The organism is Rothia sp. HMSC075F09, assembly GCF_001810515.1.
Taxonomy (GTDB): domain Bacteria; phylum Actinomycetota; class Actinomycetes; order Actinomycetales; family Micrococcaceae; genus Rothia.
Window position 1 is genome coordinate 169,204 of sequence record NZ_KV801792.1, and the last position, 25,461, is coordinate 194,664.

Consider the following 25,461-nt stretch of genomic DNA (forward strand, 5'->3'; position numbering starts at 1 on the left):
TTGCTCATCGGATTCCGCAGACCCCAGGCGCCTTACTCACGTATTACTTTTCATTTTTTCGCCCTAATTCCGCCTCCACATGCGTTTTCTTCTCTAGCAGCGTCTACTCATGGATTGCGCCATCAACGCGAGAGAAAAATATTGCTTTCTCGTATGACATATCAAGACATTTATGACAAATGTTGTCTTAGCGTCTGTTATTAGCCCATGCCATAAGGCGCCCGCCCTAGTTTTTCCCGAACAAAGGTTAAACGCAAAGAGCCCCTCTCCCACCGAAGTAGGAGAGGGGTTCTTTTACTGCTCTAGCAGAGAGTCATGAAAAGGGCTTACTTAGCCTTCTCGATGATCTCCACGATACGCCAGCGCTTGGAAGCGGACAGCGGACGGGTCTCTGCAATCAGAACGAGGTCACCGATGCCAGCAGCGTTCTGCTCATCGTGTGCCTTGATCTTGGAGCTACGGCGAACGACCTTGCCGTACAGTGCGTGCTTCACGTGGTCCTCGACCTCGACGACAACGGTCTTGTCCATCTTGTCGGAGACAACGTAGCCGCGGCGGGTCTTGCGGTAGCCGCGCTCTTCGTTCTTTACTTCACTCACTTGGACTCACCTTCAGTTGCGGGACGAATACCGAGCTCGCGCTCACGCAGCACGGTGTAGATACGTGCGATGTCGCGCTTGATAGTGCGGCGACGACCTGCGTTAGCCTGACCGGTGACTTCCTGGAAGCGGATGTTGAAGAGTTCCTTCTTCGCTTCGCTCAGCTTTGCAGCCAGCTCTTCGTTGGAGAGCTCTGCGAGCTTATCGATGCTCAGGTCCTTGGATCCTACTGCCATCTCGCTTATTCACCACCTTCGCGGCGACGCACAACACGTGCCTTCATCGGGAGCTTGTGGATTGCCAGGCGCATTGCCTCGCGAGCCACTTCTTCGGACACACCGGAGAGTTCAAACATGACTCGACCCGGCTTGACATTTGCGACCCACCACTCGGGCGAACCCTTACCGGAACCCATACGGGTTTCAGCGGGCTTCTTGGTCAGCGGACGGTCGGGATAAATGTTGATCCAGACCTTACCGCCACGCTTGATGTGACGGGTCATTGCGATACGTGCAGCCTCAATCTGGCGGTTGGTCACGTATGCGGGCGACAGGGCCTGAATGCCCCACTCACCGAAGCTAACCTCGGTGCCGCCCTTTGCGAGACCACTACGCTTGGGGTGGTGCTGCTTGCGGTACTTTACTCGACGGGGAATAAGCATTTATGCCTCACCGTTCTCTGCAGTCTTGGCCTCGACCTTTGCCGAAGCGTTCTCGTTGCGGCGCTCGCGACGAGGACCACGGTTGCCCTGGCGGCGGCGGTCACCATCGCGGCGGTTGCCACGGCGGTTGTTTGCTGCCTGCTGAGCTGCCAGCTCCTTGTCGGTCAGGTCGCCCTTGTAGATCCAGACCTTCACGCCGATGCGACCGAAGGTGGTCTTAGCCTCGAAGAAGCCGTAGTCGATGTTCGCACGCAGGGTGTGCAGGGGCACACGGCCTTCGCGGTAGAACTCGGAACGGGACATTTCAGCGCCACCCAGACGGCCGGAGCACTGGATACGGATACCCTTTGCGCCTGCACGCTGTGCGGACTGGATTGCCTTCTTCATTGCACGGCGGAATGCAACACGCGATGCGAGCTGCTCTGCGATGCTCTGTGCAACCAGCTGAGCGGAGAGGTCGGGGTTAGCAACCTCGAGGATGTTCAGCTGAATCTGCTTGTTGGTGAGCTTCTCGAGCTCGCCGCGGATGCGGTCTGCTTCTGCGCCACGGCGGCCAATCACGATACCGGGACGAGCGGTGTGGATGTCCACACGCACGCGGTCACGGGTACGCTCGATCTCGACCTTTGCAACGCCTGCGCGATCCAGGTTCTTTGCCAGCAGCTCGCGGATCTTTACGTCCTCGCGGACGAAGTCAGCGTAACGCTCGCCGGGCTTGTTGGAATCAGCGAACCACTTGGAGACGTGGTCAGTGGTGATGCCCAGTCGGAAACCGTTCGGGTGAATTTTCTGACCCATTTAGCGGTCCTCCTCCTTCTCCGGGGTAGCAACTACCACGGTGATGTGGCTGGTGCGCTTGTTGATTCGGTATGCGCGACCCTGAGCGCGGGGCTGAATGCGCTTCATGGTCGGGCCCTCGTTCACGAATGCTTCGCTGATGAACAGCTCTTCCTCGCGGAAGGGCAGACCCTGCTGGGTTGCCTTCTGACGAGCGTTAGCTACTGCCGAAGCAACGATCTTGTATACCGGCTCCGAAGCTGCCTGGGGGGCGAACTTCAGAATCGCCAGAGCCTCTTCCGCCTGCTTACCACGGATCAGGTTGACGACACGGCGGGCCTTCATAGGCGTAACGCGAACGAAACGCGCTGATGCCTTGGCTTCCATTGCCTATCTCTCTTTCGTCTATTGCCGAAAGGGAAACGTTAGCTTATCGGTGTGAACCGATTAGCGACGCTTGCCCTTACGGTCGTCCTTCACGTGGCTGCGGAAAGTGCGGGTCGGAGCAAACTCACCGAGCTTGTGACCAACCATCGACTCGGTGATGAACACCGGCACGTGCTTGCGACCGTCGTACACTGCGATGGTGTGACCGAGCATGTCGGGGATAATCATCGAGCGACGCGACCAAGTCTTGATTACGTTCTTGGTGCCCTTCTCGTTCTGAGCTGCAACCTTCAGGTAGAGGTGCTGATCAACGAAAGGGCCCTTCTTCAAACTACGAGGCATGTTTCAGGCTCCTTAGCGCTTCTTGCCAGTACGACGGCGACGAACGATGAGCTTGTCGCTTTCCTTGTTGGGACGGCGGGTACGACCCTCGGGCTTACCGTTGGGGTTAACCGGGTGACGACCACCGGAGGTCTTACCTTCACCACCACCGTGCGGGTGGTCAACCGGGTTCATGACCACACCACGGACGGTCGGGCGGATGCCCTTCCAGCGGTTACGGCCTGCCTTACCCCAGTTGATGTTGGACTGCTCAGCGTTGCCAACTTCACCAACGGTTGCGCGGCAGCGAACATCCACGTTGCGGATTTCTCCGGAGGGCAGACGGAGCTGACCGTACTTACCTTCCTTAGCAACCAGCTGTACAGAAGCACCTGCGGAACGAGCCAGCTTTGCGCCGCCACCGGGGCGGAGCTCGACACAGTGAATCACGGTACCAACGGGGATGTTGCGCAGGGGCAGGTTGTTACCGGGCTTGATGTCAGCTGCGGGGCCGGACTCGACGATGTCGCCCTGAGCGAGCTTGTTCGGAGCGATGATGTAGCGCTTGGAACCATCGAAGTAGTGCAGCAGCGCGATGCGAGCGGTACGGTTGGGATCGTACTCGATGTGTGCAACGCGTGCGTTAACGCCGTCCTTGTCGTGACGACGGAAGTCGATCAGACGGTACTGGCGCTTGTGGCCGCCACCCTTGTGACGGGTGGTGATGCGGCCGGTGTTGTTACGGCCGCCGGTCTTGTGAAGCGGACGAAGCAGGGACTTTTCCGGGGTGGAGCGGGTGATCTCGGAGAAATCAGCAACGCTCGAACCGCGGCGACCCGGGGTCGTCGGCTTGTACTTACGAATACCCATTTAGATATTTCTTCCTTCGTTAAAGTGGTCTCCGCGGGGCTTATGCCTGCGGACCGCCGAAGATGTCGATGGTGCCTTCCTTGAGGGTCACAATCGCACGCTTGGTGTTCTTGCGAGCGCCCCAACCGAAACGGGTGCGCTTGCGCTTGCCCTGACGGTTGATGGTGTTGACGGAAGCAACCTTGACGTCAAAGATCTTCTCGATGGCCTGCTTGATTTCCAGCTTGTTGGAATCGGTAGCGACCTCGAAGGTGTACTTACCTTCGTCGAGCTGACCGTAGCTCTTCTCGGAAACGACGGGAGCGATAATCACGTCGTATACAGACTTGGTGGAAACGCTCATTACTTAGCGCCCTCCTTCTTCTGAGCTGCAGCAACGAATGCGTCGAATGCTGCCTTGGTGAAGACCACGTCGTCAGAAACCAGCACATCGTAGGTGTTGAGCTGATCTGCGTACAGAACGTGGACGTTCTCCAGGTTACGTGCGGACAGAGCCACAACGTCCTCTGCACGAGCAATCACAAGAAGGATGTTCTTGCGCTCGGTGATAGCTGCGAATGCAGCCTTTGCAGCCTTGGTCGAGGGGGTTTCACCGGAGATGAAGTTCTCGACAACGTGGACGCGGTCGTGACGAGCGCGATCAGAGAGAGCACCGCGCAGTGCAGCGGCGATCATCTTCTTGGGGGTGCGCTGTGCGTAGTTACGCGGGGTCGGACCGTGAACAACGCCACCGCCGGTCATGTGCGGTGCACGGATGGAGCCCTGACGTGCGTTACCGGTACCCTTCTGCTTGAAGGGCTTACGGCCTGCACCGGAAACCTCGCCGCGGTTCTTGGTCTTGTGGGTGCCCTGGCGTGCAGCAGCGAGCTGTGCAACGACAACCTGGTGCAGCAGGGGCACGGATGCCTGCGCGTCGAAAATCTCTGCGGGCAGGTCTACCTTAAGGGTCTTAACAGCCATGATGTATTAGGCTCCCTTCACAGCGGTACGAACCAGAACAACGCCGCCCTTGGGACCGGGGATTGCGCCCTTGATCAGCAGGACATTGTTCTCTGCGTCCACACCCTGGATAGTCAGGTTCAAGGTAGTGTGACGTGCTGCGCCCATACGGCCAGCCATGCGCATACCCTTGAACACGCGTGCGGGGTAGGATGCGCCACCGATGGAACCGGGCTTACGGTGGTTCTTGTGCTGACCGTGAGACGCGCCAACACCCTTGAAGCCGTGACGCTTCATAACACCTGCGAAGCCCTTACCCTTGGTCTTACCAACGACGTCGACCTTCTGGCCTGCTTCGAAGAGCTCAACGGTCAGTTCCTGACCGAGGGAATACTCAGAAGCATCTGCGGTACGCAGCTCGACGATGTGGCGACGGGGGGTAACACCGGCCTTCTCGAAGTGACCAGCCAGGGGCTTGGTAACCTTGCGAGAGTCGATTGCACCGAAACCGATCTGAACAGCTTCGTAGCCGTCAGTTTCCTGGTTACGGATCTGGGTAACAACGTTAGAATCAGCCTTGACGACGGTGACGGGCACGAACTTGCCGTCCTCGTCCCAGACCTGGGTCATGCCGAGCTTGGTGCCCAGCAGGCCCTTCACCTGGCGCTCGAATTTGTTAGTCATTAGATGCGATCCTCTACAGCTTGATCTCGATGTTTACGTCTGCCGGCAGGTCGAGACGCATGAGGGCATCAACAGCCTTGGGGGTCGGATCAACAACGTCGATCAGACGCTTGTGCGTACGCATCTCGAAGTGCTCGCGGCTGTCCTTGTACTTGTGGGGAGAACGAATAACACAGTAGACGTTCTTCTCGGTCGGCAGCGGCACGGGGCCAACTACAGTTGCGCCTGCGCCCTTGACCGTTTCGACGATTTTCCGTGCCGAAGAATCGATGACCTCGTGGTCATAGGACTTCAGACGGATGCGGATTTTCTGTCCCGCCATCTGTCGGACTCTCTTTCTTGATGTATTCCCTGTATCGGAGCTTTTGCCCCTTTGTTATAGCGCTTAAGGAACGCGATATATTCATCACGTGCGCCACTCAGAACGGACTGAATCCGGCTTTGCCGGGTTCCTCACCCCGCCTGAGTACCGACCCCCGAACTCGGGCGTGTCGCCTATTTTCTAGACAAACTCGTCCCGTCATCCTTCGGACCGGGTCATACGTGGGCCTACCTTTAGTGCAGGTAGACGCTTTGACAACGTCGTCAATTCTCTCAGAGTTAGAGCCCTGATGCAATACGAACACAAGTTAAGTGCTTAAGAACACTTAACTGTCGCTGTCAACCTGAGGATACTCCCGCGATGTAACTCTCAGGGAGCTTTCAATCTACTTTCAGTAAGTTCCATGCGCTTTATTGCTCTTAATAAAGCTTTTAGGCCTAAAGACTCTCGTATCGTAGAAGTATCACTACAGCCTAAGGAGAAACCATGTCTCAGCCGACACAACCTCATCAGGCATCCTCTAGCTCTCACTCTTCGTCTCAGAGCCCTCAGTATGCTCAGCCGCAAGGTCTCGGCTTGTACGTTCCCCCGTCCCTATCGAGTCCGTATCCTCAGCCTCCTGCGCAGCGACGCCGGGTCAATGAGGATATCTTCCTCAATATTGTTCTGTACATCGGCTCGCTCCTGCTCATCGGCGCTGCAGGTCTTTTTGTCACCTCGGTGACTTCTTCTCAGGATGAAACGGCTATCTTCCGTGTCCTCGCAATGGCGCTTGGAGCAATTGTCTTCTACGGAGCCGGTCTGCTCACCTACCGTTTCGTAGAGCGCCTGCGTATTGCCTCCTACTCTTTTGCAGCAACGGGTCTTGCGTTTATTCCTCTGACCGGCGTTGCTATCTATGTCCTCAAGATTTGGACTGAAGGACGCTACATCTGGCTCCTCACGTCTCTGGTTGGCACTGCAGCTATTGTTGGAGCCTGCGCCCTCATGCGTAACCGTGTGATGGCGTACCTGCTGATTTCGTTCATCGTTTCGGACTCGTTGGCAGCTACGAAGGTGGCGGCTCTGCCTTTCGTTTGGTATTTCGTTTCTCTGACTGCCGTTGCCACTGTTCTGGGTTTGATTCTGCACTTTGCCCCGAATGCTGCCCCGAAGGGTATCCGCGAAGGTCTTGTTGATTCTTCCCGTATTTTCGTCCCGGCTACTGCCGTCGCCATTTTCTTCTTTACCAACGATCTGAGCTACACGGATGCAGGTATTGCCTTTGCGGTCATGTCTGTGCACGCCATTCTGTTCACCTGGCTGAACGGCACGGCGGATTACTACGCCCAGGCACGCATCTACCCGATTGCATCCATTCTCTCCTTCATCATGGACTCGGATCACGGCCCGTGGTTCCCCAGTATCTTCTTCGTCTCTGTTCTGGTTGTTAACCTGATTTCTGCCTACGTATTTATTCCTCGTCTGCAGAAGACTATTGCTGGTTCCGCTCCTGCTGCCGCTGAACAGTCCGAGCAGGTGCAAAGCACCCCGGCTATCCCCTGGGCGAAGGAAGCTCTTCACCAACCCGCTCGCAAGATAGAGTGGTTGCCGGCAATTGACGCATGCGTCGGCGTATTCTTCTCCTTCTTTGCTCTCCTTGATGCCTTCTACACTGCTCACGTCGCTGATAGCGTTACCTACGCAACGCGCTGGAGCACTTTCCTTCCCTATGCAGAGGGTAATCAAGGTGTCTTCCCCGCGCCCTGGGTTATTGGTGTCCTCTGCATTGTCAGTTTCTTGCTGTACCGCAAGGCAATTCAGCCTCTGGTGCTCATGAGTTTTGTAGCGCTCATCCCGGTCATTGGCATGTATGCTTCCCCTGGCAACCAGGGAACGTTCTACCTCTTCTTTGCCGCGGCTGTAGTCATCTATCTGGTCACTGCTAAGGCTCCCGAGGCACGTACTGCTGGAGCGGTACTGAGCAACATCGGTTATGCCATTGGTATGATTCAGCTCTTCCTCGCTCTCATTCCTGAGATGCAGACTTCTGAGTCACTTTTGATGTTTGCGTTGGTCTGCGCCGCTATTGCGCTACTGACTTTTGTCCTCTCTCAGGGCGTTGCAGCGCAGAACGCAAGCTACCGTCTTGTAGAGATGTCGACGTACCTCTTCTTGGGCGTTTTTGCTCTCTTCGTGGGGTACGTAGCTAACCATGCTGATGGCGGAGCACATGGCCGATTCTGGGTTGGTTTCCCTCTCTTCTCGGGTGCCGTCCTCTTCTTGAGCGTCCTGAGCGCTCTTATTCTGGCCCGCGCGCTACGACTTTCGGATGTTGGTTCCTTCCGCTCCACGCTTGTCATGTTTGTCCGTATCGCGTTCTACGCGACTCTGCTTATCGCGACGATTGGCTCGCGACACTACCTGCTGTACGACTTGCAGAAGGAGTACATTGCTGTAGCATTGCCGGCGCTCCTGACCGTCGTTTATGGTGCGCTTGGTTTCTTTATGCCGGTTGGCTCTTCGATTCGTTCGGAGCTACTCACCGTTGCGCGGTTCCCCATCTGCTGGTCGGTCATTCTGCTCGCGATCACCGGCAATATGAAGGAATCGCTCGTAGACTTCCTCGTACTTGCGCTGCTGGCGGTTCAGGCTCTGTGCAGCGTGCTACTCTACGCGTACTCCAAGCGAAACTACGAAGCATACGCGGCGGCGATTTTCTTCACGCTCGGTTCTGTCCTGAGCGCAGGCCGTTTCATTGGCGATTTTGATAATCTTCTGTTCGCGGTAGCAACTCCTGCTATCTTCATCTCTGTATGGGTGCTTGCCCTTATCTTCAGGGTCTCCCGCATGCAGATTGGTGCCTCCATCAGCATCACGACTTTCTGCATCGGTGCTCTGTGGAATCTCTTCAACACGAGGGAAAGCACAATGGAGATGACTCTTCTGGGCTACTACGCTCTGATTGCCGTCATCATCCTGTTCGTTCTGAAGGTCACGCTCCCGGTTGAGGTCTTCGGTGTGAGGGCAAATGTTCGTCCTCGCATCGCTGTTCCGGCCGGTAATACGATGGTTGATTTGCCGATGCACGGCCCGCTGGGTGCCCCCTACGCGCGTTTCATGTCTCGCCGCCCCCTGAGCCAGGGCATCTATGCACCGGTCAATACGCTGCTGATGATTCCCGCTCTGGTGGTGCTGGGATTCTACACTTTCGTTGGGCTGGCTTTTGAGCCCAAGCAGGTAGAACTCAACGCACTTCTCTGGGGTCTTGGCGCTCTGTCTTTCGTGTCTGTCACCAAGGCGAAGAACCTGCCGACCGTCTGCACTACGGCGTTCAGCCTCTTCATCGCCCGTCTGGTCATTGATTACTCAAAGTCCAATCCCCTGAGCGTCATTCTTGAGGTTGCTCTCCTGATTCTGCTGGCTGTTGTAGCTGCCAAGGTTCTCAAGAACTTCATCGCAAAGAGGCCTGTAGACGAGCAGGTATCGGATTCTCCTCTGTACTGGGCTTTGGGCCTGCAGGTGTTCCTCACCCTGGTAACGTGGGCAGTTCCCGCTGACGGTCCGGATATCGTAGTGCTGGTACTCGGCATTGCCCTGACTCTCCTGAGCGCTCTGCTGCTCGACCGAGTCTGGACCTATATCGCAACTGCGCTAGTCACCCTCGACCTGGCGATTTTGCTCAACGGTCTGAACCCGCTGACCTTGCTGATCATTTCTATTCTGCTCATTGCCGGCGTTATCTGGCGCCTGCTGGTGCGACAGAACAAGCAGGATGCAGCAGCTCCGCACCAGGATTCTGAGCAGCTCGGGAATTTCCCGCACACTCAAGATCAGCCGGATATGTATCCGCAGGGCAACGTCCAGATGCAGCAGCCCCCGGCTCCTCAGCAGGGCTACCAGCCTCTCCACGAGGAAAACCTCTAGCGATCAGCACACATAGGTTCTATTCCTACGGCATTCTGTAGTAGGATTAGCTATGTCCCTTCCGAGGGGCAGTCATTCGAATTGCGGTTCCCAGCCTTCGGGCTGGGAACCGTTTTTCTTTGTCCGCAGATTCTATATTCCATCTACAGGGTCTGTAGTCGCTCCCCCGCCGCAAGCCGGTCCGCATGACCCAGATTCTGTCTCGAGCCAGCAGATCTCTGAACGGAGTAGGCAATCGTTCCCCTACCCAGGTTCTTTCCATGTCCAGCTTCTTTCCATATCCAGGAGTTCAGAATCTACGGCTAGAAGGTACGGACATGTCATACCGCCGCCGAGGAGGGTGTTCCCTGCCGCTACAGATTCACCATGAACTCCGCTATCGGCCACGTATACCCCTTCAGAAGCCTTGAGCGGCTGCTGAGACGAACTGATAACGCTCAGAGCGGGGTTTTTATACAGCCCAGCAGATAATGCCGCTCTCTCCTTCGCCGGAGCCTTCAGCAACCCGCAAAAGGGCATAACAAAAGGACCCCCGCAGATGCGGGGGTCCTTGAGTATCGCTACCTGATGGAGAGTTACCTCTCCGGCAGATCTTTAGCGAATTGTCGTAAATTTACGGCAATTACTTGATGATCTTGGTAACGCGACCCGAACCAACGGTGCGGCCACCCTCACGGATAGCGAAGCCGAGGCCCTCTTCCATTGCGATGGGCTGGATCAGGGTAACGGTCATCTCGGTGTTGTCACCGGGCATAACCATCTCGGTGCCCTCGGGGAGGGTGATAACGCCGGTCACGTCAGTGGTACGGAAGTAGAACTGAGGACGGTAGTTGGAGTAGAAGGGGTTGTGACGGCCACCCTCATCCTTGGAGAGGATGTAGACGTTTGCCTCGAACTCGGTGTGGGGGGTGATGGAGCCCGGCTCCACGACAACCTGACCACGCTCAACATCGTCACGCTTCAGACCACGCAGCAGCAGACCACAGTTCTCGCCTGCCCATGCTTCGTCGAGCTGCTTGTGGAACATCTCGATACCGGTAACGGTGGTCTTCTGAATCGGACGGATACCGACAATCTCGACCTCGGAGTTGATCTTCAGGGTACCGCGCTCTGCACGACCGGTAACAACGGTGCCACGACCGGTAATGGTGAAGACGTCCTCGATGGGCATGAGGAAGGGCTTGTCCTTCTCACGCACGGGGTCCGGAATGTAGGTGTCGACTGCGTCCATGAGCTCCTCGACCTTAGCAACCCACTCGGGGTCGCCTTCGAGAGCCTTCAGTGCGGAAACGCGAACAACGGGAGCGTTGTCGCCGTCGAACTCCTGCGAGGAGAGGAGGTCACGGACCTCCATCTCGACGAGGTCGAGGAGCTCTTCGTCGTCAACCATGTCTGCCTTGTTCAGTGCAACCAGCAGGGTGGGGACGCCAACCTGGCGAGCGAGCAGAACGTGCTCGCGGGTCTGTGCCATGGGGCCGTCGGTAGCAGCAACCACGAGGATTGCGCCGTCCATCTGAGCCGCACCGGTAATCATGTTCTTGACGTAGTCAGCGTGGCCGGGAGCGTCAACGTGTGCGTAGTGGCGCTTCTCGGTCTGGTACTCGATGTGAGCAATGTTAATGGTAATACCGCGCTGGCGCTCCTCGGGAGCGGAGTCGATCATACCGAAGTCGCGCTTCTCGTTCAGGTCCGGGTACTTGTCAGCCAGAACCTTGGAGATTGCTGCGGTCAGGGTGGTCTTACCGTGGTCAACGTGACCAATGGTACCGACGTTAACGTGAGGCTTGGAGCGCTCGAACTTAGCCTTAGCCAAGAGTGTTCCTCCTAGAACGATTGAAAACATGCACGCGGATCTTCGCTCCGGCGCATCCCGTTATAAAACGGTCTAGCGTCTACAATAGCGGATTACGCCGCAGAGATGAAACTGTTCATGCTCTCAATAATGGATTTAATTGAAAATTTTAGCGTGGGCCACAGGTTTTTAGCCCGTGGCCCACGGGTGAGACGCGAAAATTACTCGCCGCGGCTCTTCTGGATGATCTCGTCAGCGACGTTCTTGGGAACCTCGCCGTAGCTGTCGAATGCCATCGAGAACACTGCACGACCCTGGGTCTTACCACGCAGGTCGCCAATGTAACCGAACATTTCGGTCAGGGGCACGATAGCCTTGATGATCTTAACGCCGGATGCGTCCTCCATGGAACGAACCTGGCCACGGCGGGAGTTCAGGTCGCCGATAACGTCGCCCATGTACTCCTCGGGGGTACGAACCTCAACGTCCATCAGCGGCTCGAGCAGGACCGGGTTAGCGCGCTTAGCGCCTTCCTTGAAGACCATCGAACCAGCGATCTTGAACGCCATTTCGGAGGAGTCGACGTCGTGGTATGCGCCATCGATCAGGGTTGCCTTCACGCCCACCATCGGGTAGCCAGCGAGGACACCGAACTTCATAGCGTCCTGGATACCAGCGTCGACCGAGGGGATGTACTCGCGAGGAACGCGGCCACCGGTGACCTTGTCCTCGAACAGGTACAGCTCTTCGCCATCCAGGGGCAGGGGCTCGAAGGAGACCTGCACCTTTGCGAACTGACCGGAACCACCGGTCTGCTTCTTGTGGGTGTAGTCGACCTTCTCGACTGCCTTCTTGATGGTCTCGCGGTAAGCAACCTGAGGCTTACCAACGTTAGCCTCAACCTTGAACTCACGCTTCATACGGTCAACGATGATGTCCAGGTGCAGCTCACCCATACCACCAATTTCGGTCTGACCGGTTTCTTCGTTCAGCGAAACGGTGAAGGTGGGGTCCTCAGCGGAAAGCTTCTGGATAGCGGTGGACATCTTCTCCTGGTCACCCTTGGTCTTGGGCTCAATAGCCACGAAGATCACGGGATCGGGGAAGGTCATCGACTCGAGGACAATCGGGTGTGCGGGGTCGCACAGGGTGTCACCGGTGGTGGTGTCCTTCAGACCGATTGCTGCGTAAATGTGACCTGCGGTAATCTCCTCAACAGGGTTCTCCTTGTTGGAGTGCATCTGGAAGAGCTTACCGATACGCTCCTTCTTACCCTTGGTGGAGTTCAGAACCTGCTGGCCCTGAGCTGCGGTACCGGAGTACACACGGGTGTAGGTCAGCTGACCGTAGAACGGGTGAGCTGCAACCTTGAACGCCAGTGCTGCGAAGGGCTCGTCTGCGGATGCCTTACGGGTCAGCTTCTCTTCCTCGTTGGAGGGGTTGGAGCCGACAACGTCCGGAACGTCCAGCGGGGAGGGCAGGTACTCGATCACAGCGTCCAGCATGGGCTGAACACCGCGGTTCTTGAATGCAGAACCACAGAGAACGGGGAATGCCTCGCCGGAGATAACCAGCTGACGGATACCCGACTTGATCTCGGGGATGGTCAGCTCGCCCTCTTCGAGGTACTTCTCCATGAGCTCTTCGTTGGCCTCAGCAACAGCCTCAACCAGCTCAGCGCGGTACTGCTCAGCCTTCTCAACCAGGTCAGCAGGAATGTCCTGAACCTCGTAGGAGGCACCCATGGACACGTCACCCTTGGCGTCGCCGGGCCATACGTATGCCTTCATTTCGAGCAGGTCAACGACACCGATGAAGTCGCTCTCAGCACCGATGGGGAGCTGAACAACCAGCGGGCGAGCGCCCAGGCGGTCGATGATGGTCTGAACGGTGAAGTAGAAGTCCGCACCCATCTTGTCCATCTTGTTGACGAAGCAGATACGGGGGACGTCGTACTTGTCAGCCTGACGCCAAACGGTCTCAGACTGGGGCTCAACACCTTCCTTGCCGTCGAACACAGCAACTGCGCCATCGAGGACGCGCAGGGAGCGCTCAACCTCAACGGTGAAGTCAACGTGACCGGGGGTGTCGATGATGTTGATCTGGTTGTCCTTCCAGAAGCAGGTGGTTGCTGCGGAGGTAATGGTAATACCTCGCTCCTGCTCCTGAGCCATCCAGTCCATGGTGGAAGCGCCGTCGTGGGTCTCACCGATCTTGTGGTTAATACCGGTGTAGAACAGAATGCGCTCAGTGGTGGTGGTCTTACCGGCGTCGATGTGCGCCATAATACCGATGTTGCGGACCTTGTTAAGGTCGGTGAACACGTCAAGTGCCACGTTATTCTCCCTAAATGAGATACTCCGAAAGCCTGCCGACTCGAATCGACTCGGCAGGCTCTAAACGGAGAATTACCAGCGGTAGTGTGCGAAGGCCTTGTTGGACTCGGCCATCTTGTGAGTGTCCTCGCGACGCTTCACAGCGGCACCGAGACCATTGGATGCATCCAGGATCTCGTTCATCAGACGCTCAGTCATGGTCTTCTCGCGGCGCTGCTTGGAGAAGCCAACGAGCCAGCGGAGAGCCAGAGCGGTGGAACGGCCGGGGCGAACCTCAACCGGAACCTGGTAGGTTGCACCGCCAACGCGGCGGGAGCGAACCTCGAGAGAAGGCTTAATGTTGTCCATAGCCTTCTTCAGGGTTGCGACCGGGTCAGAACCGGTCTTCTTCTCGACGCCCTCGAGGGCACCGTAGACGATGCGCTCTGCGACGGACTTCTTGCCATCCAGCAGAACCTTGTTGATCAGCTGAGTGACCAGAGCAGAACCGTAAACAGGATCGTTTACGAGGGGACGCTTGGGAGCGGGACCCTTACGAGGCATTACTTCTTCTCCTTCTTAGCGCCGTAGCGGGAGCGAGCCTGGCCGCGACCCTTAACACCCTGGGTATCCAGAGCGCCACGAACGATCTTGTAGCGAACACCGGGGAGGTCCTTCACACGACCACCGCGAACGAGCACGATCGAGTGCTCCTGCAGGTTGTGACCCTCACCGGGGATGTATGCGGTAACCTCGACGCCGCCGTTGAGCTTGACACGAGCGACCTTACGCAGTGCCGAGTTCGGCTTCTTCGGGGTGGTGGTGTACACACGGGTGCACACGCCACGCTTCATGGGGTTGCCCTTCAGTGCGGGCGCCTTGGTCTTAACGACCTTGGGAGTCCGGCCCTTACGGACCAGCTGCTGAATAGTAGGCACGTTTTCTCCGTTGCTTGATCGGGTTCTTCGTTAGAAAATCCCGTATAAACTTACTGGCCCCCATCACGTTGGATGGGTGCTCTCGGTTATCAGAAACGCTCGGATGCATATCCGGTTGGTTTCTATAGGTTCCTCGACATCTCGGCGAGTTCTCAAGGCTAAAATTCCCCACCATCAGAGGTGAAAAAGTTTTTGGGCACGCTTAAAAATGGCATTTAGGCGTCAGCAAAAAGCAACGCCAAAGGACGGTATCCATACTGCCATTGATTCATCATGCCCGTGCCCTCGGGAAATATCCCGCGTAAACCCACCGGGGGTGGATCCTTGTGCACCGAGCTCAAGTACTTCGGATAAGACTATACAGGTTAAATCCCGCTTAATCTAGCGCCAGAGCAGGGATTCTTTGCTTTTAAGCCCCCATCTAAGGGTAAAAACTGATGATTTACCTCACTTAATTACATCTTTGGGATTTACCGCTCCCCCGCGGCCTCCTCCACCACCTCTGTTTCTTTTGCCTCTTTGACGCAATTTAAAGCAGAAGGCCGCCAAGAACCTCTCAATGATTCTTGGCGACCCCAACAGATACGGGAGGCGAGCGCATATCTACACCCGCCTCCCGCAAGAGAATATTCAGTTATTGGTCTGCCACAGTAGCTACTGGGCTAGGCCACCTGGAAGAGACTACGCCACCTGGAAGACTCGAGTCTGACCCTCAAACGGGGTGATAGTCTTCGAATTCTTCTTAGCATTGCCGTAGTAGCGGATGCGGTACTGCCCCTTAGGAGTATTAGCCGGCACCTTCCAGCGAACCGTCACCTGAGACGCCGAAACGCCAATGCGCTTCCATTCAAAGAAGGTATCCGGGTTGTTATCCCCGGTGTAGTACCTCCAGGTATTACCCACACGACGCTCAATCACGAAGTAGCTACCATCGTGATGCATGTTGTTATTGGGGTGAGCACCAGCAAAACGAGCCGTTACCTCTTCGCGGCCGGCAATAGCGTCCTGAGGCTGCTGAGTGACCTGGCCGTAACGCATACCAAACATGGGGGTATCGTAGACGACCTTACCCTGCAGGCTGGCTACCGGGCGACGATCATTCGGACGGTCGCCAATACCCAGTGGAGTGCCGTTCTTCAGCGAAGTTCCAACAACATTAATGGTCTGACGGAACGCACTGGAGGTGTAACGACCGAAGAGGGTCGCACCACCTTCATACTGCTGAGAGTCATACTCCTCAGGAGTCGTCACGTAGTGGTCGTAGGCGTTGGTGTAGCCCTGCAGAATAATATGCGATTCGGGAACACCGAAAAGCTTGGCAGCATCCTGGCGGTATTGCACACCTACCGCACCGGTGAACTCACCGGGCATACCCAGCAGGTAGTAGTCACCGAAGCGCATAATCTGCACCGGATACTTTTCCTGAATGATCGTTCCATTTTTTGCAGAGAAGAGAATACCCTTCGGCTGCTGGCAACGCGCCTGCGCGGCGCTCGGAGTGAACACCAAAGTACCCAGAATAGAGGGGCGACCAGAGCCTTCCTTATAAACAGCCCAACCACCACCGCCGTCCTCAGTGGAACCGGCACCAAACGGAGTACCCAGGAAGCCCTGGCAGGTGCGCTCATTATGGCCGCTACCGGTGTACTTGGCATCCACGTTCATACCCGAGAAATTGAAGTACGAAATACGCGAATCCAGACCCTTACCCACCGGAGTACCCGCGCTCTTGAGCTGAGAACGCACAGCATTAGCCTGCTTCTCACCCTGAATCTTCACATTCTTGAACTGGTCATTAGTGGGACCCTGACCAGGCCTCAACCAAGTATTCGGGGAAACATCACCAGCATTAGCATTTGCAAACGCCGCAACGAAACCATCACCGCTACCGGGAACATTGCGATCAACACCATGATCCTGAGTCTCCAGCAGATACTCCGCATAACCCTTGTTATCACTCGAAATCAGAGTATTCTTCGAGGTCAAAGACGTCGGATGAATCGCATACCAGTTCAACACCGCACGAGTCTTACCGTTGCGCTCCAGACGCAGAGTCATATTGGTCGGATCGGTACCGCCGGGCAACTTAGAACGCAACTGGGGAGAATCCAGATTAAACGCCTCGCGGGAACGGTTAGCACCAACACCGGTCAGCTTCGAAGACGAAATCGTCAGGTTACCCGGTGCCAGATCCTTGGTCGCCTGGCGGATTGCCTTCAGCGAACCGTCCACCTGGGCATTGAAGGTGTCCTGATGGAAACCCAGAGTCGTAATGTTGTACAGGCTCTGGTGCGTAATGCCACCCGGAGTCGCATGAGTGTGGGTCGCGGTAATCATAATGTTCGACTCGTCGTACGCGGAGCCAAACTCTGCACGGATGCGCTTCACCAGTTCATCACGCAGAGACTGCCAACCGGTCAGAGAGTCCAGAACAACGATGAGGTTGCGCTTACCCGAGGCGCGATCCACCGCAATAAAAGCACGAGCATACTGGCGAGTATGCACACCGCTACCCTTCTGGGAAGAGTCACCATAGCCCATGAAGCCGACTTCACCGGGCTCACCGGTAATATCCGCCGCACCCGCACCCACCAGGTAGGGGGTGGCGCTAGAGCTCTGAGAAGCAGGGGCTGCGGTCGCAACCTGACCGGCAGGAAGAACTGCGGAAGCCGCAATAAGGCATGCTGCACCAATGCGAGCAAGAGAGTGGGTGGGTGCCTTAAAACGCGAAAAAACAGAGGAGCGCTTTTGCTCCCCTGCAGACAAGGAGGAATTCTGTTCAGACATCTGAGGTCGAGATGCTCCGGAAGACAGTCGGGTACCCTGATTCGTCACCCGTCCGGAAGAGAATGGAGTGATATGCATGCTTTCAAGAATAGAACCTAGTCAAAGGGCTTTCCAAGTTGAATTAGCATTATTCAAATATAGAATATTTATTCTTTATATAACCCAAAGAAAAACGAGCAAGTATTCTATATATGGCATTATTAGGGCGAATTACAAGGGGTCTCACAATATTTGACCGCCATCTAATTTCTTGCCCATTCAAGAAATTTTCCCAGTTTGAAAAATCATGCACTCCAATAATTTTTTCATAAATAAATCCGTCCACTAGGCAAAAAATATGCAACCTTCCCCTGAAGGATAAAGAATATTAAAGTACCGGTTAAAAGAAAGTCGCCTCTCCCCCACCTATTCGTTAAACAACAAAGAACGCGGATACCCGAGACAAACTCGAATATCCGCGTTCTTTATCAAGGACCAAGCCGGGTCTCTAAACCTCCAACCTGCCCCTCACGGCAGAAGCCTTAGTCCAGACCACGACCGTACTCATCCAGCGAAACAGCCATAAAGCCGCCGTTGCCGTAAGTGTACACCTCGTTATCCATCTGGAATGCGCTCGGGTAACCACCAAAAGTGTCCAGAGCCTGCATACGCTCAGCAGTAGCCTGGGCGCTGGGCTCAACCTCAATATCGTTGTAACGTGCCAGACCGGTACCGGCGGGAACCAGCTTACCGATGATCACGTTCTCCTTCAGGCCGAGCAGCGGGTCAGTCTTCGCCTCCATAGCTGCCTGAGTCAGGACGCGGGTGGTCTCCTGGAAGGAGGCCGCCGACAGCCAGGACTCGGTAGCCAGCGAAGCCTTGGTAATACCCATCATTTCCGGACGGCCAGCTGCGGGCTTCTTACCCTCAGCCAGTGCCTTGCGGTTAGCAGTCTGGAAAGCAATGTTATCAACCAGCTCACCAGGCAGCAGATCGGTATCACCGGACTCAATCACGGTCACGCGACGCAGCATCTGGCGAACAATAACCTCAACGTGCTTGTCGTGGATTTCCACACCCTGCGACTTGTACACGCCCTGAACCTCGCTCACCAGGTGCTTCTGAGCCTCACGAGGACCACGAATACGCAGAACCTCCTTCGGATCAACAGAACCGGTAGCCAGCTGATCGCCAACCTGAACGTGATCGCCGTTCTGCAGCTTAGAAGCTGCACGACGCAGAACAGTGTAGGACTGGGGCTCGGAACCATCGTCCGGGGTCACCACAATCTTGTAGGACTTCTCAGTATCCTCAATGGTCACGCGACCAGACACCTCAGAAATCGGGGCAACACCCTTGGGGGTACGAGCCTCGAACAGCTCCTGAATACGGGGCAGACCCTGAGTAATATCGTCAGCCGAAGCCACACCACCGGTGTGGAAGGTACGCATGGTCAGCTGGGTACCGGGCTCACCAATCGACTGAGCCGCAATAATACCAACAGCCTCACCAATGTCCACCAGCACGTTCGAAGCCATCGAACGACCGTAGCACAGTGCACACACACCAATAGCGGACTCACAGGTCAGAACCGAACGGACGCGAACATCCTTCACACCTGCCTTGAAGAGCTTCTCAATGAGCTCATCAGAGACATCGGAACCAGCAGCAGCCAGAACGTTGCCAGCCTCGTCCTTCACGTCAACCGCAAGGGTACGACCGTGAATCGAAGTCTCAACATCCTGGTGCAGACCGCCATCCTCATCAATCAGAGGCAGAACCAAACCGCGGCGAGTGCCACAGTCGTGCTCGCGAACGATAACGTCCTGCGAAACGTCCACCAGACGACGAGTCAGGTAACCCGAGTTAGCGGTACGCAGCGCGGTATCAGCCAGACCCTTACGTGCACCGTGGGTCGCGATGAAGTACTCCAGAACCGACAGGCCCTCACGGTACGAGGACTTAATCGGGCGAGGCATAATCTCGCCCTTCGGGTTCGACACCAGACCACGGATACCCGCAATCTGACGGACCTGCATCCAGTTACCACGTGCACCGGAGGTCACCATACGGTAAATGGTGTTCAGACCACCGTGAGAGCTCAAGTTCTCACGCATAGCCTCTGCAACCACGTCGGTAGCCTCGGTCCAAACCTTAATCAGCTCCTGACGACGCTCTTCGTCATCGATGGTACCAATCTCGAAGTCGTCCTCAATTGCAGCAGCCTGCTTCTCGTAGCGCTCCATAATTGCCGGCTTCTCAGAAGGAGTAGCAATATCGGAAACAGCCACGGTCACGCCCGAACGAGAAGCCCAGTAGAAACCGGAGTTCTTCAGGTTATCCAGGGCACGAGCCACAACATCCATCGGGTAACGCTCAGCCAGATCATTAATCAGGCTACCCAGACCCTTCTTATCTGCCACGCCAGAGAACCAGGGGTAATCCTTCGGCAGAGCCTGGTTGAACAGAACCTGACCAACAGTGCAGTCCAGCAGCACAGAATCGCCGGGCTGGTAACCCTCCGGTGCTTCCCAATCCTCGGGAGCAACAAACTGGTCACCATCAAGGCGAATCTTCACCTTGGTGTACAGCTCAATCTCATGACGATCCATCGCCATCAGAGCCTCAGACACCGAGGAGAATGCATGACCCTCGTTCTTCTGACCATCGCGAGGAGTAGTCAGGTGGTACAGACCAATAATCATATCCTGCGAAGGAACAGCCACAGGGCGGCCATCCGACGGCTTCAGGATGTTGTTCGAGGACAGCATGAGGATACGAGCCTCAGCCTGAGCCTCAGGAGACAGCGGCAGATGAACTGCCATCTGGTCACCATCGAAGTCAGCGTTGAACGCGGAGCAAACCAGCGGGTGCAGCTGAATAGCCTTACCCTCAACCAGCTTCGGCTCAAACGCCTGAATACCGAGGCGGTGCAGGGTAGGTGCACGGTTCAGCAGAACCGGGTGCTCAGCAATAACCTCTTCCAGAACGTCCCAAACCTGCGGGCGGAAACGCTCAACCATACGCTTAGCGCTCTTAATGTTCTGAGCGTGGCTCAGCTCCACCAGACGCTTCATAACGAAGGGCTTGAACAGCTCCAGCGCCATCTGCTTGGGCAGACCACACTGGTGCATCTGCAGCTGAGGACCAACCACAATCACGGAACGACCCGAGTAGTCAACACGCTTACCGAGCAGGTTCTGACGGAAACGACCCTGCTTACCCTTCAGCATGTCAGACAGAGACTTCAGGGGGCGGTTACCGGGGCCGGTCACCGGGCGACCGCGACGACCGTTATCGAAGAGCGAGTCCACAGCTTCCTGCAGCATACGCTTCTCGTTGTTCACGATAATCTCGGGAGCACCCAGCTCCAGCAGACGCTTCAAACGGTTGTTACGGTTAATCACACGACGGTACAGGTCGTTCAGGTCGGAGGTCGCGAAGCGGCCACCGTCCAGCTGAACCATCGGGCGCAGTTCCGGCGGAATAACCGGAACGACATCCAGGACCATACCCAGCGGAGAGTTGTTAGTGGTCAAGAAGGCGTTAACAACCTTCAGGCGCTTCAGGGCGCGGGTCTTCTTCTGGCCCTTACCGGTCTGAATAATCTCCTTGAGAGCCTCAGCCTCAGCCTCCAGGTCGAAGGACTCCAGACGCTTCTTAATAGCCTCTGCGCCCATCGCGCCCTCAAAGTACAGGCCGTACTTATCAATCATGGAACGGTACAGCGCCTCGTCACCCTCAAGGTCAGCGACCTTCAGGTTCTTGAAGCGATCCCACACACGATCCAGGTGCTCAGCCTCACGCTCGTAACGCTTACGTACCGACGCGAGCTGACGCTCAGCGTTATCACGCAGCTTACGCTTCTCAGCAGCCTTGCCGCCTTCTGCCTCAATACGAGCCAGCTCCGCCTCAACCTCACGGCTGATAGCGTTCACGTCAGCGTTCAGAGCAGCCTCAAGCTCCTGCTTCTCACGGTCGTGAGCAGCCTGCAGCATCGGCAGATCCTCGTGACGAGCTTCCTCGTCAACCTTAGTGATCATGTACGCAGCGAAGTAAATGACCTTCTCCAGGTCCTTCGGAGCCAGATCCAGCAGGTAACCCAGGCGGGAAGGAACACCCTTGAAGTACCAAATGTGGGTAACAGGAGCAGCCAGCTCAATGTGACCCATACGCTCACGACGTACCTTAGAGCGGGTCACCTCAACACCACAGCGCTCACACACAATGCCCTTGAAGCGCACGCGCTTGTACTTACCGCAGTAGCACTCCCAGTCCTTGGTGGGGCCGAAGATACGCTCGTCGAAGAGGCCGTCCTTCTCGGGCTTCAGGGTACGGTAGTTGATGGTCTCGGGCTTCTTAACCTCACCAAAGGACCAACGACGGATGTCGTCGGCGGTGGCGAGGCCAATTCGCATCAAACCAAGCGAAGATTCGTTGGACATATCGGTCCTAATCTCTTTCTGTAAGTTTCTGAAGACTTGGGTTAGCGGGCGGGAACCCCACAACGCACGCGAGCGCATGCGGGGTTCCCCACCCTAGAAGGAGGCGGTGCTTATGCCTCGTCGACGGAGCTAGGCTCGTCGTGGGTCAGGCTCACGCCCATATCTTCTGCTGCCCGGAAGCCTTCTTCCTCCGAGTCGCTCATCTCAATAATCTTGCCGTCGGTGGAGAGCACCTCGACGTTCAGGCACAGAGACTGCATTTCCTTGATAAGAACCTTGAAGGATTCGGGGATACCCGGCTCAGGGATGTTCTCGCCCTTCACGATAGCCTCGTAAACCTTCACACGGCCCGCCACGTCATCGGACTTGACGGTCAGGATTTCCTGCAGGGTGTATGCGGCGCCGTATGCCTCCAGCGCCCACACTTCCATCTCACCGAAGCGCTGACCACCGAACTGCGCCTTACCACCCAGGGGCTGCTGGGTAATCATCGAGTACGGACCGGTGGAACGAGCGTGAATCTTGTCATCCACCAGGTGGTGCAGCTTCAGGATGTACTGGTAACCAACCGAAATCGGGTCCGGGAACGGCTCACCGGAACGGCCGTCAATCAGACGTGCCTTACCGGAACGGTTGATCAGACGGTCGCCATCGCGGTTCGGGTTCGAGTGATCCATGAGGTCGAACAGTTCGTCCTCGTGGGCACCGTCGAACACCGGGGTTGCCAGGCGGGTCGGGCCGGATTCCTTCGGGAAGTTCGGCATGTGCTTGAGCCATTCGGGCTCGCCCTCAATCTTCCAACCCTGCTTAGCCAGCCAACCGGTGTGGACTTCCAGAACCTGACCAATGTTCATACGACCGGGCACACCCAGCGGGTTCAGGATAACGTCCACGGGGGTACCGTCTTCCAGGAAGGGCATATCCTCGATCGGCAGGATCTTGGAAATAACACCCTTGTTACCGTGGCGGCCTGCGAGCTTGTCGCCGTCGGTAATCTTACGCTTCTGAGCCACGTACACGCGGACCAGCTGGTTCACGCCCGGGGGCAGATCGTCCTCATCGTTGCTCTCGCGGTCGAAGATGCGGATACCGATGACGGTACCGGACTCACCGTGAGGAACCTTCAGGGAGGTGTCGCGAACCTCGCGAGACTTCTCACCGAAGATTGCGCGCAGCAGGCGCTCCTCGGGGGTCAGCTCGGTCTCGCCCTTGGGGGTGACCTTACCAACCAGGATGTCGCCAGCCTCAACCTCAGCACCGATGTGGATGATGCCGCGCTCGTCCAGAGCCGAGAGAACATCCTCGGACACGTTCGGAATGTCGCGGGTAATCTCCTCGGGGCCCAGCTTGGTGTCGCGGGCGTCAATCTCGTGCTCCTCAATGTGAATCGAGGTCAGCACGTCCTCAGAAACCATGCGCTGGGAGAGGATGATCGCATCCTCGTAGTTCAGGCCTTCCCACGGCATGTATGCCACGAGCAGGTTCTTACCCAGTGCCAGCTCGCCGCCGTCGGTGGAGGGGCCATCAGCAATAACGTCGCGGTATTCGACGCGCTGGCCTTCCTTCACCACAACGCGCTGGTTGTAGCAGTTACCCGGGTTCGAGCGGGAGAACTTCATGATCGGGTAGGTGGAGACAGAGCCGTCGTCGTTACGGACGATAACGGTCTTAGCGTCCACGGAGGAAACCACACCGGGCTTCTTCGCGAGCACGGAGTCACCGGAGTCCAGTGCTGCGTACTTCTCCATACCGGTACCAACCACGGGAGCCTCAGACTCCAGCAGGGGCACAGCCTGACGCTGCATGTTAGCACCCATCAGTGCTCGGTTAGCGTCGTCGTGCTCCAGGTAAGGAATCAGAGCGGTAGCAACAGACACCATCTGGCGCGGGGAGACGTCCATGTACTGAACGGCGCCGGGAGCAACCAGAACAGCTTCGCCAGAACCATCGCCCGCACGGCAGAGAACCTCGTTTTCAGCGAAGGTGCGGTCAGCGTTCAGCGGTGCGTTTGCCTGTGCGATAACAACAGACTTCTCGTCGTCAGCGGTCAGGTAGCGGACCTCATCGGTCACGCGGCCGTCAGTCACCACGCGGTAGGGGGTCTCAATGAAACCGAAGGAGTTGATGCGACCGTAGGTCGCCAGCGAACCAATCAGACCAATGTTCGGGCCTTCAGGGGTTTCAATGGGGCACATACGACCGTAGTGCGAGGGGTGGACGTCTCGAACTTCCATGCCTGCACGGTCACGGGACAGACCGCCCGGACCCAGTGCGGACAGACGACGCTTGTGGGTCAGACCTGCCAGCGGGTTGTTCTGGTCCATGAACTGCGACAGCTGAGAAGTACCGAAGAACTCCTTGATAGCTGCCACGACGGGGCGGATGTTCACCAAGGACTGCGGGGTGATAGCGTCCACATCCTGGGTGGTCATGCGCTCGCGAACCACACGCTCCATACGGGACAGACCGGTACGGATCTGGTTCTCAATCAGCTCGCCCACGGTGCGGATACGACGGTTGCCGAAGTGGTCAATATCGTCGATATCAATCTTGAGGGAGATTTCCTCGCCGTCACGAACACCGGGGATGGTGGTCTCGCCTGCGTGTAGAGCGCAGAGGTAACGAATCATCTGGGCGATGTCGTCCTGGCTCAGAACGGAAGCCTCGGGGGAATCCATGGGAACGTCCACGCCGAGCTTACGGTTCAGCTTGTAACGACCAACCTTCGCCAGGTCGTAGCGGCGCGGGGTGAAGTACATGTTGTCCAGCAGAGCCTGGGCAGCTTCAACCGTCGGGGGTTCGCCCGGACGCAGCTTGCGGTAGATATCCAGCAGAGCCTCGTCGCGGTCCTTAACGGAGTCCTTCTCCAGGGTTGCGCGGATGGAGTCGTACTGACCGAACTCAGCCAGAATCTTGGACTCGGTCCAGCCCAGAGCCTTCAGCAGAACAGTCACAGACTGCTTACGCTTACGGTCCAGACGCACGCCCACCTGGTCGCGCTTATCAATCTCAAGCTCAAACCATGCACCGCGGGAAGGAATCACGCGGGCAGAGTAAATGTCCTTATCGGAGGTACGGTCGGGAGCCTTCTCGAAGTAAGCACCGGGGGAACGCACCAGCTGAGAAACGACCACACGCTCAGTACCGTTAATAACGAAGGTACCGGCCTCGGTCATCAGGGGGAAGTCACCCATGAACAGGGTCTGCTGCTTGACCTCGCCAGTAGCGAGGTTCATGAATTCAGCCTTAATGTACAGCGGAGCCGAGTAGGTTGCGTCGCGGTCCTTGCACTCCTCAACAGAGTACTTGGGGTCAGCAAACTCAGGCTCAGAGAAGGAGAGCTGCATAGTCTCCTGGAAGTCACGGATCGGGGAGATTTCTTCAAAAATCTCAGCCAGACCGGACTGGGCGGGGACAGAATTGTCACCTGCAGCCTGCGCCTTTTCCAGACGCTCCGCCCAGCGCTCGTTACCCACGAGGCGGTCGAAGCTATCGGTCTGGATAGCAAGCAGGTTGGGAACCTTCAGCGGTTCGTTAATCTTCGCGAATGAAATTCGGCGGGAGACGTTCTCCGCGCCGTTAGCGGCGTCATGATTCGAGGTGCTCGAAGCGACCAAAATGGGGATCCTTCCACAGACATGTCTGTTAGCAATCAGCCTCCCGGCGACATTACCGGCGACACGACAACCTCAGCCCCCGAATAAAACGGTGCTCGAAGCTATAGAGTCGGACGGAAAAA

At 56.6% G+C, this 25,461-nt stretch carries 19 protein-coding genes; 1 reads left to right on the plus strand and 18 read right to left on the minus strand.

The window, feature by feature from the left end; translation table 11 throughout:
- Positions 1 to 326 precede the first annotated feature (326 nt).
- Genes rpsQ through rpsJ form a run of 11 tightly spaced genes read right to left on the minus strand, consistent with a single transcriptional unit; the run spans position 327 to position 5,560 of the window.
- The gene (gene rpsQ / locus HMPREF2749_RS05800) at positions 327 to 599 is read right to left on the minus strand and encodes a 30S ribosomal protein S17 (RefSeq protein WP_005508401.1); all 273 of its coding nucleotides are present in this window, start codon (positions 597 to 599) and stop codon (positions 327 to 329) included.
- Positions 596 to 835, minus strand: a complete 240-nt coding sequence (rpmC, locus tag HMPREF2749_RS05805) for a 50S ribosomal protein L29 (RefSeq protein WP_005504969.1) — start codon at positions 833 to 835, stop codon at positions 596 to 598. The genes rpsQ and rpmC overlap by 4 nt, the downstream gene beginning before the upstream one ends.
- Before the next feature lie 5 nt (positions 836 to 840).
- Complete coding sequence (gene rplP, locus HMPREF2749_RS05810) at positions 841 to 1,260, minus strand: 50S ribosomal protein L16 (protein ID WP_005504968.1); 420 nt, start codon at positions 1,258 to 1,260, stop codon at positions 841 to 843.
- Positions 1,261 to 2,058 carry a 30S ribosomal protein S3 gene (gene rpsC / locus HMPREF2749_RS05815; protein ID WP_005504966.1) on the minus strand — a complete coding sequence of 266 codons (798 nt, stop codon included), beginning with the start codon at positions 2,056 to 2,058 and terminating at the stop codon, positions 1,261 to 1,263. It lies immediately after the preceding gene.
- Entirely contained in the window at positions 2,059 to 2,424 is a 366-nt protein-coding gene (gene rplV, locus HMPREF2749_RS05820) for a 50S ribosomal protein L22 (RefSeq protein ID WP_005504964.1), read from the minus strand.
- A 60-nt stretch (positions 2,425 to 2,484) separates the two neighbouring features.
- On the minus strand, positions 2,485 to 2,766 hold the full coding sequence (gene rpsS, locus HMPREF2749_RS05825) for a 30S ribosomal protein S19 (RefSeq protein WP_004005282.1): 282 nt from the start codon (positions 2,764 to 2,766) through the stop codon (positions 2,485 to 2,487).
- Between the two features lie 12 nt (positions 2,767 to 2,778).
- On the minus strand, positions 2,779 to 3,615 hold the full coding sequence (gene rplB, locus HMPREF2749_RS05830; protein WP_005504961.1) for a 50S ribosomal protein L2: 837 nt from the start codon (positions 3,613 to 3,615) through the stop codon (positions 2,779 to 2,781).
- Positions 3,616 to 3,655: 40 nt separating this feature from the next.
- On the minus strand, positions 3,656 to 3,958 hold the full coding sequence (gene rplW, locus HMPREF2749_RS05835) for a 50S ribosomal protein L23 (RefSeq protein WP_005504959.1): 303 nt from the start codon (positions 3,956 to 3,958) through the stop codon (positions 3,656 to 3,658).
- Positions 3,958 to 4,575, minus strand: coding sequence for a 50S ribosomal protein L4 (gene rplD / locus HMPREF2749_RS05840; RefSeq protein ID WP_005504957.1), 618 nt, complete (start codon positions 4,573 to 4,575; stop codon positions 3,958 to 3,960). Before rplD ends, rplW begins: the two co-directional genes overlap by 1 nt.
- A gap of 6 nt (positions 4,576 to 4,581) precedes the next feature.
- Positions 4,582 to 5,238 carry a 50S ribosomal protein L3 gene (rplC, locus tag HMPREF2749_RS05845; protein WP_005504955.1) on the minus strand — a complete coding sequence of 219 codons (657 nt, stop codon included), beginning with the start codon at positions 5,236 to 5,238 and terminating at the stop codon, positions 4,582 to 4,584.
- 13 nt (positions 5,239 to 5,251) lie between these two features.
- Positions 5,252 to 5,560, minus strand: coding sequence for a 30S ribosomal protein S10 (gene rpsJ / locus HMPREF2749_RS05850; protein WP_004005287.1), 309 nt, complete (start codon positions 5,558 to 5,560; stop codon positions 5,252 to 5,254).
- Positions 5,561 to 6,136: 576 nt separating this feature from the next.
- Between rpsJ and HMPREF2749_RS05855 the strand changes: the two genes are divergently transcribed.
- The gene (locus tag HMPREF2749_RS05855) at positions 6,137 to 9,466 is read left to right on the plus strand and encodes a Fe2+/Zn2+ uptake regulation protein (RefSeq protein ID WP_239665121.1); all 3,330 of its coding nucleotides are present in this window, start codon (positions 6,137 to 6,139) and stop codon (positions 9,464 to 9,466) included.
- Between the two features lie 622 nt (positions 9,467 to 10,088).
- Here HMPREF2749_RS05855 and tuf read toward each other — a convergent pair.
- The 7 genes from tuf to rpoB all read right to left on the minus strand — a co-directional run bounded on the left by tuf (position 10,089) and on the right by rpoB (position 25,339).
- Complete coding sequence (gene tuf / locus HMPREF2749_RS05860; RefSeq protein WP_005508397.1) at positions 10,089 to 11,279, minus strand: elongation factor Tu; 1,191 nt, start codon at positions 11,277 to 11,279, stop codon at positions 10,089 to 10,091.
- Positions 11,280 to 11,479: 200 nt separating this feature from the next.
- On the minus strand, positions 11,480 to 13,594 hold the full coding sequence (fusA, locus tag HMPREF2749_RS05865; RefSeq protein ID WP_049349249.1) for an elongation factor G: 2,115 nt from the start codon (positions 13,592 to 13,594) through the stop codon (positions 11,480 to 11,482).
- Positions 13,595 to 13,666: 72 nt separating this feature from the next.
- Positions 13,667 to 14,137, minus strand: a complete 471-nt coding sequence (gene rpsG, locus HMPREF2749_RS05870; protein ID WP_005504941.1) for a 30S ribosomal protein S7 — start codon at positions 14,135 to 14,137, stop codon at positions 13,667 to 13,669.
- Positions 14,137 to 14,511, minus strand: a complete 375-nt coding sequence (gene rpsL, locus HMPREF2749_RS05875) for a 30S ribosomal protein S12 (RefSeq protein ID WP_005504939.1) — start codon at positions 14,509 to 14,511, stop codon at positions 14,137 to 14,139. The genes rpsG and rpsL overlap by 1 nt, the downstream gene beginning before the upstream one ends.
- A gap of 681 nt (positions 14,512 to 15,192) precedes the next feature.
- Entirely contained in the window at positions 15,193 to 17,298 is a 2,106-nt protein-coding gene (locus tag HMPREF2749_RS05880; RefSeq protein ID WP_049349247.1) for a neutral/alkaline non-lysosomal ceramidase N-terminal domain-containing protein, read from the minus strand.
- Positions 17,299 to 17,819: 521 nt separating this feature from the next.
- On the minus strand, positions 17,820 to 21,722 hold the full coding sequence (locus HMPREF2749_RS05885; protein ID WP_049349245.1) for a DNA-directed RNA polymerase subunit beta': 3,903 nt from the start codon (positions 21,720 to 21,722) through the stop codon (positions 17,820 to 17,822).
- A gap of 110 nt (positions 21,723 to 21,832) precedes the next feature.
- Entirely contained in the window at positions 21,833 to 25,339 is a 3,507-nt protein-coding gene (gene rpoB, locus HMPREF2749_RS05890; RefSeq protein ID WP_070506927.1) for a DNA-directed RNA polymerase subunit beta, read from the minus strand.
- Positions 25,340 to 25,461 lie beyond the last annotated feature (122 nt).

Coding starts and splice junctions, on each gene's coding strand:
- rpmC (WP_005504969.1), bottom strand. CDS start 835: ATGGCAGTAGGATCCAAGGACCTGAGCATCGATAAGCTCGCAGAGCTC.
- rplP (WP_005504968.1), bottom strand. CDS start 1,260: ATGCTTATTCCCCGTCGAGTAAAGTACCGCAAGCAGCACCACCCCAAG.
- rpsC (WP_005504966.1), bottom strand. CDS start 2,058: ATGGGTCAGAAAATTCACCCGAACGGTTTCCGACTGGGCATCACCACT.
- rplV (WP_005504964.1), bottom strand. CDS start 2,424: ATGGAAGCCAAGGCATCAGCGCGTTTCGTTCGCGTTACGCCTATGAAG.
- rpsS (WP_004005282.1), bottom strand. CDS start 2,766: ATGCCTCGTAGTTTGAAGAAGGGCCCTTTCGTTGATCAGCACCTCTAC.
- rplB (WP_005504961.1), bottom strand. CDS start 3,615: ATGGGTATTCGTAAGTACAAGCCGACGACCCCGGGTCGCCGCGGTTCG.
- rplW (WP_005504959.1), bottom strand. CDS start 3,958: ATGAGCGTTTCCACCAAGTCTGTATACGACGTGATTATCGCTCCCGTC.
- rplD (WP_005504957.1), bottom strand. CDS start 4,575: ATGGCTGTTAAGACCCTTAAGGTAGACCTGCCCGCAGAGATTTTCGAC.
- rplC (WP_005504955.1), bottom strand. CDS start 5,238: ATGACTAACAAATTCGAGCGCCAGGTGAAGGGCCTGCTGGGCACCAAG.
- rpsJ (WP_004005287.1), bottom strand. CDS start 5,560: ATGGCGGGACAGAAAATCCGCATCCGTCTGAAGTCCTATGACCACGAG.
- rpsG (WP_005504941.1), bottom strand. CDS start 14,137: ATGCCTCGTAAGGGTCCCGCTCCCAAGCGTCCCCTCGTAAACGATCCT.
- HMPREF2749_RS05880 (WP_049349247.1), bottom strand. CDS start 17,298: ATGTCTGAACAGAATTCCTCCTTGTCTGCAGGGGAGCAAAAGCGCTCC.
- HMPREF2749_RS05885 (WP_049349245.1), bottom strand. CDS start 21,722: ATGTCCAACGAATCTTCGCTTGGTTTGATGCGAATTGGCCTCGCCACC.